Raw genomic sequence first — 11,710 nt, forward strand, 5'->3', positions numbered from 1 at the left:
GTCTCCTGTCTTTCTTATGAATCGCTGTGGGTTACTTGCCGGCGCCCAGGTCCATGATCAGGCGCGCGGCCATGTACAGGCGGCGCGGAATGGCGCTGGTGTCCACGTACTCGGCCTTGTCGCTGTGGTAGCCGAAGCCGGGCAGGCCCAGGCTTTCGATCACGGGCTTGCCCGACAGCGCCGCGTAGGCCGCGTCGGTACCACCGCCGGTGCGCTCTTCCACGCCCAGGTTGCCGCCGGCTTCCTTGTAGAAGGCCACGGCCTTGTCGACCAGCTTCTTGCCGCCTTCGCCTGCGTTGAAGGCCGGGCGGCCGCGCGTGATGAGCACCTTGACGTCGGCATCGGGCAGCTTCTTCTGCTGCGCGCGCTCTTCCAGCGTCTTCATGGCGGCGTCGAAGTCTTCGTTGCGCGCGTAGCGCACGTCGGCGTTCAGCGTGGCGCTGGCGGGGATGATGTTCGACACGTTGCCGGCCTTGGCAATGGTCCAGTTGAAGCGCAGGTTCTTCGACTTGTCGTCGATGTTCATGGTGCGCAGCACCAGGTCGGAAGCCTCGACCAGCGCGTTCACGCCCAGCTCGGGTGCGGCGCCCGCGTGCGAGGCCTTGCCGGTGATGTTGACCTGCACGTAGGCGATGCCCGAGGTGCCCAGCGAGAGCTTCTCGTCGCCGGCGCTGGTGGGCTCGAACGAGAGCACGTAGTCGGCCAGCTTGGCTTCTTCCTGGATCAGGTCGCGCGAGCCGAAGGAGCCCTTCTCCTCGTCGGTGTTGAACAGCACGGTGATGGTGCCGTAGTCGCGCACGCCGTAGTCCTTCAGCAGCTTGAGCGTGTGCAGGATGACGGCGTTGCCGCCCTTGTCGTCGGCGATGCCGGGGCCGTAGGCCTTGTCGCCTTCCACCTTGAACGGTGCCTTCGCGAGGATGCCCTTCAGGTACACGGTGTCCATGTGCGACAGCAGCAGCAGGTTCTTGCCGCCGCGGCCCTTGAGCTTGCCCACGATGTTGTCGCCGACCACCAGGCCGGCCGACTTGCTGCGCGTGACGGTGAAGCCCAGGCTCTTGAGCTCGCCTTCGAGGTAGTTGCCGGCGGAGGCGATGCCTTCGGCGTCTCCGGTGCCGGTCTCGATGTTGACGAGCTTCTCCAGCGTCTTGATCACCGCGGGCTGCTCGTCGGTGGCAGCCTGGAACAGCACGTTGTCGCGCTTCTGCGCCAGGGCGGCACCCGCGACGAAGGCGGTGGCCAGCACGGCGGCAACGGCGGTACGGTGGATGGATGGGCGCATGAAATCTCCTGCTCTACGCATGTTTTGCATTGTTTGAAATATCCGAATGAAAAAAGCCGGCCAGCGCCCATCCCTCGGGCGCTGGCCGACCCTTGTCCTTATAGCAATTCGAGTGCCACCGCGGTGCCTTCGCCCCCGCCGATGCACAAGGTGGCCACGCCGCGCTTCTTGCCGCGCGCCTTCAGCGCGTGGATCAGCGTGACCATGATGCGCGCGCCGCTCGCGCCGATCGGGTGGCCCAGCGCGCAGGCGCCGCCGTGCACGTTGACGATTTCGTGCGACACGTCGAGCTCGTGCATCAGCGCCATCGGCACCACCGCGAAGGCTTCGTTCACTTCCCACAGGTCGACGTCCTTCACCGCCCAGCCGGTCTTCTTGAACAGCTTGGCGACGGCGCCGACCGGCGCGGTGGAGAACCACTCGGGCTGCTGCGCGTGCGTGGCGTGGCCGACGATGCGGGCGATGGGCCTGGCGCCGATCTTCTTCGCGTGCGACTCGGTCATCATGACCAGCGCGGCGGCGCCGTCGTTGATCGACGAGCTCGACGCGGCGGTGATGGTGCCGTTCTCTTTCTTGAACGCGGGCTTGAGCGTGGGGATCTTGTCGAGCTTGACCTTGCCCGGGCCTTCGTCGATGGAGATCACCGTGTCGCCGCCGCGGCCCTTGACCGTGACGGGCACGATCTCGTCCTTGAACAGGCCGGTGTCGGTCGCCTTCTTGGCGCGCTCGACGCTGGCAATGGCGAACGCGTCCTGCTGCTCGCGCGTGAACTTGTACTTGGCCGCGCAGTCTTCGCCGAAGGTGCCCATGGAGCGGCCCGGCTGGTAGGCGTCTTCCAGGCCGTCGAGCATCATGTGGTCGAAGATGCGGTCGTGGCCCATGCGGTAGCCGCCGCGGCCCTTGAGCATGAGGTAGGGCGCGTTGGTCATGCTTTCCATGCCGCCCGCGACCATCACGTCGTGCGTGCCGGCCAGCAGCATGTCGTAAGACAGCATGGCGGCCTTCATGGCCGAGCCGCACATCTTGCTGAGGGTGACGGCCCCCGCGCTGTCGGGCAGGCCGCCCTTGTAGGCCGCCTGGCGCGCCGGGGCCTGGCCCTGGCCGGCCATCAGGCAGTTGCCGAACAGCACTTCGCCCACGCTGTCGGGCGCGATGCCCGCGCGTTCGACGGCGGCCTTGATGGCGGCGCCGCCCAGGTCGTGCGCGGAGAGCGCGGAAAAGTCGCCCTGGAAGCTGCCCATGGGGGTGCGGGCCAGGCCGACGATGACGATGGATTCGGACATGTGGAGGTCTCCTTCAGGAATGGGGAAGTGAAAACTGGATCGGGTGAAAAAAACGATCGGTCAGAAATGCGTTGCGTGGCCTTCGTGCTGGAAGCGCTGCGACTCTTCGTACGGGAACACGTCGAGCATCTGCCCGGCCTGGATGCGTTCCTTGTGGTGCTGCCAGAAGGCAGCGTCGAGCAGGTCGGCGTGGTGCGCCATGAAGGCCTGGCGCACGTCCGCGTTGCCCAGCAGGAAAGGCTCGAAGGTCTCGGGGAACACGTCCTTCGGGCCCACCGCGTACCAGACCTCGCCGCTCATCTCTTCTTCCTCGTTGCGCGGCGTGGGGACCTTGCGGAACTTGCAGTCGGTGAGGTATTCGATCTCGTCGTAGTCGTAGAACACGACCTTGCCGCCGCGCGTCACGCCGAAGTTCTTCCACAGCATGTCGCCCGGGAAGATGTTGGCGGCCACCATGTCCTTGATGGCGTTGCCGTACTCGATCACCGCATGCTCGAGCTGGTCTTTCGCGCGCCTGGCGTGGGCCGGGCTCTCGGGGTTTGCCAGCGTGTCGAAGGCTTCCTGCAGGTAGATGTTCAGCGGGATCATGCGCCGCTCGATGTAGACGTGCTTGAGCACGACTTCCATTTCCCCGTTGCCGTCGCGGTCGCCGATCTCCAGCTGGCTGGGCGCGAACTTGCGGATTTCGTCGATCAGCCCGGGCTCGAAGCGGTCGAGCGGAAAACCCACGTCGCTGTACTCCAGCGTGTCGGCCATGCGGCCCACGCGGTCGTGCTGCTTCACGAGCATGTACTTGCCCTTGATCTGCTCGCGCGTGGTGTCCTTCTGCGGCGGATAGAAGTCCTTGATGACCTTGAACACGAACGGAAACGACGGCAGGTCGAACACCAGCATGACCATGCCCTTGATGCCGGGCGCGATGCGAAAGCGGTCGCTCGAGTAGTTCAGGTGCGAAAGAAAGTCGCGGTAGAAAAGCGTCTTGCCCTGCTTGGCCAGGCCCAGCGCGTTGTAGATCTCGGCGCGCGGCTTGCGCGGCATGAGCGAGCGCAGGAACTGCACGCAGGCCGAAGGCACTTCCATGTCGACCATGAAGTACGCGCGCGCGAAGCTGAACAGCATCTGCAGGTCGTCCTCGCCGAACAGCGCCGCGTCGATGTAGAACTTGCCGTGGCTGTCGTGCAGGATCGGCAGCGAGAACGGAATCTCGGTGAAGCCGTTCATGATCTTGCCGACCACGTACGCACCCTTGTTGCGATAGAACAGCCCCGACAGCACCTGCAGCTGGAAGTTGGCGCGCAGCTTCACCTGGTGGAAGCGGTTCAGGATGACGTGCGCCACGCGCTGCGCATCGCGCTGCTTGTTGGCATAGCTGCCGGTGAGGCCGAAGTCGTCGATCATCTGCTCGACGGTGTCGGCCAGCGTCTCGGGCTCGGGGTAGTACGGCCGGTAGGTGGGCGCGCCGCGCGGCTCGATGTACTCGGTGCTGATGGCCGGGCGCACGAAGATGAAGTCGTTCTGGAAGTACGCGCGGTGCAGGATCTTCGTGGTGACCGAGTTGAAGAAGCTCTCGGCCAGTTCGGGCTGGTGGTGGTCCACCAGCAACCCGATGTAGTGCAGCTTGATCTGGTGCCACACGTCCATCGGCTGCTCGCCGGCCTTGAACTCCTTCTCGAGCCGGGCCACGGCTTCGCTCACGCGCAGGTCGTAGAACTCGATGCGCTCGCGCTGCGCGCGCTGCTGGCCGTGCCAGTCGGCGGTTTCGAAACGGTGCTTGGCGCGCGCCGACTCGGCGCGAAACAGCCGGTAGTGGCGGTTGAAGCCGTCCATCATCGCTTTCGCGATGTCATAGGCCAGCGGCGAGTCGAGGCGCTGCGGGAACATGAATGGACGGACCGGGGAACTGGAAATGGCCGTGGCGCTGCCCGGGCGGCCTCAGGCCGCAGCGGGATCCACAGAACCGGCAGAACCGGTGTCGGCCTCGGGCTGCGGCGACATGGCCTGCGCTTCCTGCACCGACTGGTTCACCTGCGCGCCCTGCACGGTCAGCGCCTGAATCACTTCGCCGGGCCTGCTCCACTTGTAGCGGATGCGCTGCACGGCGGCCTTGTAGACGGCATCGAGCGGCTTGGCGCCGTCGACGCTCAGGCCCAGGTCCTGCAGCAGGCCGTCGTGCACGCCGAAGGTCCAGCCGTGGATCTTGACCTTCTGGCCGCGCGCCCAGGCGTCGACCATGACGGTGCTCACGGCCACGTTGACCACCTGCTCGGCCACGTTGAGTTCGCACAGCGCGTCGACGCGGGCTTCCTCGGGCAGGCTTTCGAGCATCACGTGGTGGCGGTCGCGCACGTCCTGGATGTGGCGGATCCAGTTGTCGGCCAGGCCAATGCGCTTGCCGCTGAGCGCGGCCTTGACGCCGGCGCAGCCGTAGTGGCCCACGACCATGATGTGCTCGACCTTCAGGTGCTCCACGGCGAACTGGATCGCCGAGAGCGCGTTGAGGTCGGAGTGCACCACGATGTTGGCCACGTTGCGGTGCACGAACACTTCACCGGGCTCGAGGCCGGTGATCTGGTTGGCGGGCACGCGGCTGTCGGAACAGCCGATCCACATGTAACGCGGGGTTTGCTGCTTGACCAGGCTGGTGAAGAAACCAGGCCGGTCTCGCTCCATCTGTGCGGACCAGGCACGGTTATGGGCAAAGAGGTCTTCGAGGTTGTCGGACATAGTCGTCTATTGTCGATGAGGAGTGTTTTTCAGGCCTTGGCTTCGGCGGCTTTCGAACCCTTGGCCGCCTTTTGTGCCTTGGCCAGCGTGGACCGTCCCTTTTTTTCGTGCTCGCGCACTTCCGCGAGATTCGCCTGCAGCTCGGTCAGCTGCGCCTCGAGCTGGGCCCTGTGGGCGCCCAGCACACCGAGGAATTTCTCCAGCTGCGGCACCGTGTCGCGCGGGCTGTCGTACATGTCCAGGATGTCCTTGGCCTCCGTCAGGCTCAGGCCCAGGCGCTTGGCGCGCAGGGTGAGCGTGAGCCGCGCCCGGTCGCGCGCGCTGTACACGCGCTGCAGGCCGGCGCGCTCGGGCGTGAGCAGGCCCATGTCCTCGTAGAAGCGGATGGCCCGCGTCGTGAGGTCGAATTCCTTCGCGAGCTGGCTGATGGTGAAGGTTTGCGCAGGCATGGCGGAAGTGGTGGCGAAGGAAGCGTCAAACGGAAGGTTACGAGGGCGACAGCAGGTTTGCCCGGCGATCCCTACAATGGTGCCCTTGACTCATGACGTTTACGTAAACGTCAATCTTACATGAACCTCCTCGAACGCGAACTCCACTACCCCCTGGGCGACACCCTGCCCCAGCCCGGCGAAGCCATGGAAGTGGCGCCCGGCGTGCGCTGGATCCGCATGCGGCTGCCCTTCGCACTCGACCACATCAACCTCTGGCTGCTGCGCGACACGATCGACGGCGTGGCCGGCTGGACGGTGGTCGACTGCTGCATCGCCCACGACGAGGCGCGCGCGCAGTGGGAACAGATCTTCGAGACGCAGCTGCAGGGCCTGCCGATCCTGCGCGTCATCGTGACCCACATGCACCCCGACCACATCGGCCTGGCGCACTGGCTGTGCGAGCGCTGGAACGCGCCGATGTGGATCAGCTCGACCGACTACCACGTGGCCCGCGTGCTCAGCACCGCCGGCGACACGCTGGCCGGCGGCGAGCAGGCGGCGCGCTTCTTCAGCTCGCACGGCCTGAGCGACCCCGACGCGGTCGCCAAGATCCGCGCGCGCACCAACTACTACGCGAACATGGTGCCGGCGGTGCCCGACAGCTTCGTGCGCATGCTCGACGGCGACACCGTCACCATCGACGGCCACGCCTGGCGCTGCATCAGCGGCTACGGCCATGCGCCCGAGCACATCGCGCTGTACTGCGACGAGCTCAAGCTGCTGCTGGGCGGCGACATGATGCTGCCGCGCATTTCCACCAACGTGAGCGTGTATGCGGGCGAGCCCGAGGCGAACTCGCTGCGCCTGTTCCTGGACAGCATCGACAAGTTCAAGGCGCTGCCGGCCGACACGCTGGGCCTGCCCTCGCACGGCAAGCCGTTCACCGGCATCCATCGCCGCGTCGACCAGCTGCAGGAGCACCACCGCGACCGCCTGGCCGAGCTGCTCGAGGCCTGCACCGCGCGCCCGCTGACCGCGGCCGAAGGCCTGCCGATCCTGTTCAAGCGCGAGCTCGACCTGCACCAGATGACCTTCGCCATGGGCGAGACCGTGGCCCACCTGCACCTGCTGTGGTTCGCGGGCCAGGTGAAGCGCGAGCTGGGCAAGGACGGCATGTACCGCTTCGGCGCCAAGTCGGGCGCCGCCTGAGGACATCGCCGGCAATTTAGACTCGCCGGATGGACGACGACACGCTGGCTGAGCTGCGCGCGGGCCGGCTGGCAGGCGCAAAACGAATCGATCTCTCGTGCGGACTCACCGAGTTCCCGCGCGAGCTGTTCGACCTTGCCGATTCGCTCGAGACGCTGAACCTGTCGGGCAACGCGCTCGACACCCTGCCCAACGACCTGCACCGCCTGCGCCGGCTGCGCGTGCTGTTCTGCTCCGACAACCGCTTCACCACGCTGCCCGAAGCCATCGGCCAATGCGATGGCCTGGACATCGTCGGCTTCAAGGCCAACCAGATCCGCAGCGTGCCGGCCGCCGCGCTGCCGCCGTCGCTGCGCTGGCTGATCCTCACGGACAACCGGATCGAGGAACTGCCCGACACGCTCGGCCACTGCACGCGCATGCAGAAGCTGATGCTCGCGGGCAACCGCCTGCGCGCGCTGCCGCCGTCGATGGCCGCGTTCGACCGGCTCGAGCTGCTGCGCATCTCGGCCAACCGTTTCGAGACGCTGCCAGAGTGGCTGCTCTCGCTGCCGCGCCTCTCGTGGCTCGCCTGCGCGGGCAACCCCTTCGACACCCAGGCCGAAGACGCGGCGATCGCCGCGCGGTCGGTGCCGCACATCGACTGGCGTGACCTCACGCTCGGCAGGAAGCTCGGCGAAGGCGCATCGGGCGTGATCCACCAGGCATCGCTCGGCACACCAGGGCAGCAGCAACAACAGGTGGCGGTCAAGCTGTTCAAGGGCGACGTCACCAGCGACGGCTGGCCGCACAGCGAAATGGCGGCGTGCATCGCGGCCGGCGAACACCCGACGCTGATCGCCGCGCAGAGCCGCATCGACGGCCATCCCGAGGGCACCGAAGGCCTCGTGATGGCGCTGGTCGATCCGTCGTTCGTCACCCTCGCCGGGCCGCCGAGCCTGGCATCGTGCACGCGCGACGTCTATTCGGGCGACGCGCGCTGGCCGGCCCGCGTGGCGCTGCGCATCGCGCGCGACATCGCCTCGGCCATGCAGCACCTGCATGCGCGGGGCCTCCTGCACGGCGACCTGTACGCCCACAACATCCTGTGGCAGGCCGAGGGCGGCGGACGGCTCGGCGACTTCGGCGCGGCCTGGATGACCGGCGCGCTCGGCGCGGCACAGGCGCGCGCGTTCCAGTCGCTGGAAATGCGCGCCTTCGGCTGCCTGCTCGAAGAGTTGCTCGAACGCTGCACCGACACGCCGCCGCCCGCCGTGGCCGCGCTGAAAGACCGCTGCCTGCAGCCCGACGCGGCCGCGCGCCCTTCGTTCGCCGACGCCCTGGCGCTGCTGCAGCAAGCGCTTTCGCCATGACGCGGCGCCGGCCACCGCAGTTGCCATTGCCCACGCGCGATGGCGTCGGCCCCAGCTGCACCGGTTTGCCCTACGGCCCGTGGCGGACCATTGCCGAATTCCTGATCGAGCGCTTTCCCGCCATCACGCCCGAGGCCTGGATCGCGCGCATCGAGGCCAACGACGTCATGGACGAGCACGGTGTGGCCGTGACCCTCACGCGCCCCTACCAGTCGCCGCTGCGCGTGTACTACTACCGCACGCTGGACGACGAGGTGCCCATTCCGTTCGAGGAGCAGGTGGTGTTCCAGGACGACGAATTCCTGGTCGTCGACAAGCCACCCTTCGTGCCCGTCACGCCCACCGGCAAGTACCTGCAGGAGAGCCTGCTGGTGCGCCTGAAACGCAAGCTGCGGCTCGACGACCTGGTGCCGATGCACCGCATCGACCGCAGCACCTCGGGGCTGGTGCTGTTCTCGGTGCGGCACGCCACGCGCGGCGCCTACCAGTCGATGTTTCCGGAGCGCCGCATCGACAAGCACTACGAGGCGGTGGTGCCCTGGCAGGAAGGCGTGTCGTCGGTGCCCGAGATCTACCGCAGCCGCCTGGTCGACGACGACCACTTCATGCGCGTGCGCGAGGAGCCCGGCGAGCCCAATTCCGAGACCCGCATCGCCGTGCAGGAAGTGCGCGACGGCCATGCCCTGCTGAGGCTGTCGCCCGTCACCGGCCGCAAGCACCAGCTGCGCGTGCACTGCCAGGCGCTGGGCATGCCGATCGTGAACGACCCGATCTACCCCGTGCTGCTGCCCGAGGGCGCGGACGACTTCAGCAAGCCCCTGCAGCTGCTGGCGCGTTCGCTGTCGTTCATCGATCCGCTCACCGGTGAGCTACGCAGCTTCACGAGCCCCCGGAGCCTGTCGCTGACACCGAGGTGACGCGCGCGCGGCGTGGCGCGCACTAAGCTCGTTTCCTGAAAATTCTTTCATTCAGGAGACACCTGCACCATGGACACCACCCAACTCTTCTCGCTGAAGGGCCGCACCGCGCTGATCACCGGCGGCTCGCGCGGCATCGGCCGCATGATCGCCGAGGGCTACCTGGCCCAGGGCGCGCGCGTGTACATCTCGGCACGCAAGGCCGCGGCCTGCGACCAGACGGCGAAGGAGCTGTCGGCGTTCGGGCATTGCGTTTCGCTGCCGGCGGATGTGTCGACGGTGGAAGGGGCGCAGGCGCTGGTCGATGCCTATGCGAAGCATGAAGGCTCGCTCGACATCCTGGTGAACAACGCCGGTGCGGCCTGGGGAGCGCCGTACGAAGAGTTTCCGGAGAGCGGGTGGGACAAGGTGGTCGACCTGAACCTGAAGACGCCCTTCTTTCTGACGAAGGCGTTGACACCTCTGCTGAAGAAGGCGGCGACCGATCACCTGTCGAAGGTGATCAACATTGCGTCGATCGACGGGATCTCGGTGAATCCGCAGGAGACGTATTCGTATGCGGCGAGCAAGGCTGGGTTGATCCAGCTGACGCGTCGCATGGCGCTGCGGCTGGCGCAGGACCGCATCGTGGTGAGCGCCATTGCGCCGGGCGCGTTTGCTTCCGATATGAACAAGGATGCGCGGGACCACGGGGATGTGGTGAAGGATCGCATTCCTGCTGGAAGGATCGGGGTGCCTGAGGATATGGCGGGGGCGGCTATTTATCTGGCTTCGCGGGCGGGGGATTATGTGATGGGGTCTACGTTGGTGGTGGATGGGGGGGTTACGCACGCTCGATAAGGTTTTGCTCTTCGAGCACGCTCGCTTTTTTGGGCACGCTCGTTGGGCGTTTGCTTTCCGGGGCCGGGTCTCGCCCCGGCAGGCGACCTACTTTTCTTTGCTTCGCCAAAGAAACGTAGGCAAAAGAAAGGCGACCCTACTGTCTGCGTCCCTTCGCTTCGCTACGGGCAACCTGCGGTGCTCACGTTTCGCGGGGTCCCACCCAAACTCGCTTCGCTCAAACAAGGGTGGGCCCTGATCCGCGAAACGCTCCGCTCCTCGGCGCAGCCAGAAGGGCTTGGGGAACAGACGCGCCATCGCTGCGCTCGGCTTGGGAACAGCCGATACAGAAAGCAGAAAGACAGCCCCCTGCCCGTACCCCTGGTTCATCACTGCAGGCGCACAGCGCCTGCAGTGCCTCGGGCCGAGCAACGCGATGGCCCGTGTGGCGTCCCATCCCCTCTGGCTGCGCCGAGGAGCGGAGCGTTTCGCGGATCAGGGCTCGCAGCTGTTTGAGCGAAGCGAGTTCTGCGAGACCCCGCGAAACGCGAGCACCGCAGGTTGCCCCGTAGCGAAGCGCAGGGGTCGCAGACAGTGGGGTCGCCTTTTCTTTGCCTACTTTCTTTTGGCGAAGCAAAAGAAAGTAAGGCCGCCGCCGGGCGAAATCCCGGCCCCGGGAAAAAACCAACCCAACAAAGGTTCAGTTCCAACGAGGCACAGCCTCATCCTTCAACTGCTGCCGCAACAAACCATAGTCAGGCAACACACTCTCGACCGTCTCCCAGAAGCGATGCGAGTGATCCATCACCCTCAGATGCGCCAGCTCATGCGCAACCACATAGTCGATCACCGGCAACCGGAAGTGAATCAACCGCCAGTTCAGCCGAATCGACCCATCGACACTCGCACTCCCCCACCGAGTCGCCGCGTTGGACAACGAGAGCTTCACCCATCGCACCCCGAGCAGCGGCGCAAAGTGATCCAACCGCTCGATGAACAGCTTGCGTGCCTGCCGCATCAACCACGCCTGCGCCGCATCGCGAATCTGCGAAGGCTCCGCGTTCTGCGCCACGGCCAGCCGCAGCACCCTGGGCTCGCCCCCTTCCGCCGCATCGAGCGTCCCGCCCACGCTGGCAAACCCGTGCTTCGGGTCGAGCCGGATCACGACGGCCTCGCCCATGAACGGAAACACCGCGCCGTCGCGCCATTCGATGCGCGTCGCCTCGACCCGCGCATGCCGCTGCTGCGTCTCCGTCAGCTTGCGCAGGATCCAGTCCGACTTCTCGTGAATCGCCGAATCGACATCGCGCAGCGCCACCCAGCGCGGCGCGCGCACGGACAGGCCTTCGGCCCCGACCAGGAAACCGATGGTCTTGCGCTTTCCCCGCTTGAACTCATAGGCCACGCGCGCCGACCCCAGCACGATCTCGCGCGAAGCCTGCGGATGCGCGAAGCGCGCCAAGGCCAGCGTGTCGGCCAGCAGCACCGCGGGCGGCGCATTCGGATCCATTGGTGCAGGTGCAACGACAGGTGCCGTGGGCACCGCATCAGGCACCGCGTCCTGCGGCGCCACCAGCTTGGGCTTCCTTGCCCGTCGCGGCCGCGCAGGCGCAGGCGCAGTTGCTGGCGCCGGTGGCGCGAACTCGCTGCCCAACCCCTCGAAAAGATCCATCGTGAACTGAAGCAGTCCCCCCAT

10 protein-coding genes are annotated in these 11,710 nt (G+C 66.4%); 4 read left to right on the forward strand and 6 right to left on the reverse strand.

Annotated elements, in window-relative coordinates; translation table 11 throughout:
* Positions 1-31 precede the first annotated feature (31 nt).
* The 5 genes from BM013_RS26090 to BM013_RS26110 form a co-directional block, all read right to left on the reverse strand.
* Positions 32-1,279, reverse strand: coding sequence for a glutamate carboxypeptidase (locus BM013_RS26090; RefSeq protein ID WP_093130559.1), 1,248 nt, complete (start codon positions 1,277-1,279; stop codon positions 32-34).
* A gap of 98 nt (positions 1,280-1,377) precedes the next feature.
* Positions 1,378-2,562, reverse strand: a complete 1,185-nt coding sequence (locus BM013_RS26095; RefSeq protein ID WP_093130560.1) for an acetyl-CoA C-acyltransferase — start codon at positions 2,560-2,562, stop codon at positions 1,378-1,380.
* A 60-nt stretch (positions 2,563-2,622) separates the two neighbouring features.
* Positions 2,623-4,443 carry a bifunctional isocitrate dehydrogenase kinase/phosphatase gene (gene aceK, locus BM013_RS26100; RefSeq protein WP_093130561.1) on the reverse strand — a complete coding sequence of 607 codons (1,821 nt, stop codon included), beginning with the start codon at positions 4,441-4,443 and terminating at the stop codon, positions 2,623-2,625.
* A gap of 51 nt (positions 4,444-4,494) precedes the next feature.
* A complete protein-coding gene (gene can / locus BM013_RS26105; protein ID WP_093130562.1) occupies positions 4,495-5,286 on the reverse strand; it encodes a carbonate dehydratase in 792 nt (263 codons plus the stop codon).
* Positions 5,287-5,315: 29 nt separating this feature from the next.
* Positions 5,316-5,735 carry a MerR family transcriptional regulator gene (locus BM013_RS26110; protein ID WP_093130563.1) on the reverse strand — a complete coding sequence of 140 codons (420 nt, stop codon included), beginning with the start codon at positions 5,733-5,735 and terminating at the stop codon, positions 5,316-5,318.
* A 120-nt stretch (positions 5,736-5,855) separates the two neighbouring features.
* On the opposite strand from BM013_RS26110, the gene BM013_RS26115 reads away from it, so the two are divergent.
* From BM013_RS26115 to BM013_RS26130, 4 genes are all read left to right on the forward strand, one after another.
* Positions 5,856-6,926: an MBL fold metallo-hydrolase gene (locus BM013_RS26115; RefSeq protein ID WP_093130564.1), complete on the forward strand. Its 1,071-nt coding sequence runs from the start codon at positions 5,856-5,858 to the stop codon at positions 6,924-6,926.
* 29 nt (positions 6,927-6,955) lie between these two features.
* Positions 6,956-8,278, forward strand: coding sequence for a leucine-rich repeat-containing protein kinase family protein (locus tag BM013_RS26120; protein WP_093130565.1), 1,323 nt, complete (start codon positions 6,956-6,958; stop codon positions 8,276-8,278).
* A complete protein-coding gene (locus tag BM013_RS26125) occupies positions 8,275-9,195 on the forward strand; it encodes a pseudouridine synthase (protein ID WP_093130566.1) in 921 nt (306 codons plus the stop codon). Before BM013_RS26120 ends, BM013_RS26125 begins: the two co-directional genes overlap by 4 nt.
* A gap of 69 nt (positions 9,196-9,264) precedes the next feature.
* Positions 9,265-10,035: an SDR family oxidoreductase gene (locus tag BM013_RS26130; RefSeq protein WP_093130567.1), complete on the forward strand. Its 771-nt coding sequence runs from the start codon at positions 9,265-9,267 to the stop codon at positions 10,033-10,035.
* A gap of 679 nt (positions 10,036-10,714) precedes the next feature.
* Here the strand turns inward: BM013_RS26130 and BM013_RS26140 are convergent.
* Positions 10,715-11,710, reverse strand: a complete 996-nt coding sequence (locus BM013_RS26140) for a M48 family metallopeptidase (RefSeq protein ID WP_256221693.1) — start codon at positions 11,708-11,710, stop codon at positions 10,715-10,717.

The organism is Variovorax sp. OK605, from assembly GCF_900115445.1.
Classification (GTDB): Bacteria; Pseudomonadota; Gammaproteobacteria; order Burkholderiales; family Burkholderiaceae_C; genus Variovorax.

Bases quoted from the DNA above. Each gene is read 5' to 3' on its own strand.
- BM013_RS26090 (WP_093130559.1), bottom strand. From the start codon at position 1,279: ATGCGCCCATCCATCCACCGTACCGCCGTTGCCGCCGTGCTGGCCACC.
- BM013_RS26095 (WP_093130560.1), bottom strand. From the start codon at position 2,562: ATGTCCGAATCCATCGTCATCGTCGGCCTGGCCCGCACCCCCATGGGC.
- aceK (WP_093130561.1), bottom strand. From the start codon at position 4,443: ATGTTCCCGCAGCGCCTCGACTCGCCGCTGGCCTATGACATCGCGAAA.
- can (WP_093130562.1), bottom strand. From the start codon at position 5,286: ATGTCCGACAACCTCGAAGACCTCTTTGCCCATAACCGTGCCTGGTCC.
- BM013_RS26110 (WP_093130563.1), bottom strand. From the start codon at position 5,735: ATGCCTGCGCAAACCTTCACCATCAGCCAGCTCGCGAAGGAATTCGAC.
- BM013_RS26115 (WP_093130564.1), top strand. From the start codon at position 5,856: ATGAACCTCCTCGAACGCGAACTCCACTACCCCCTGGGCGACACCCTG.
- BM013_RS26120 (WP_093130565.1), top strand. From the start codon at position 6,956: ATGGACGACGACACGCTGGCTGAGCTGCGCGCGGGCCGGCTGGCAGGC.
- BM013_RS26125 (WP_093130566.1), top strand. From the start codon at position 8,275: ATGACGCGGCGCCGGCCACCGCAGTTGCCATTGCCCACGCGCGATGGC.
- BM013_RS26130 (WP_093130567.1), top strand. From the start codon at position 9,265: ATGGACACCACCCAACTCTTCTCGCTGAAGGGCCGCACCGCGCTGATC.
- BM013_RS26140 (WP_256221693.1), bottom strand. From the start codon at position 11,710: ATGGGGGGACTGCTTCAGTTCACGATGGATCTTTTCGAGGGGTTGGGC.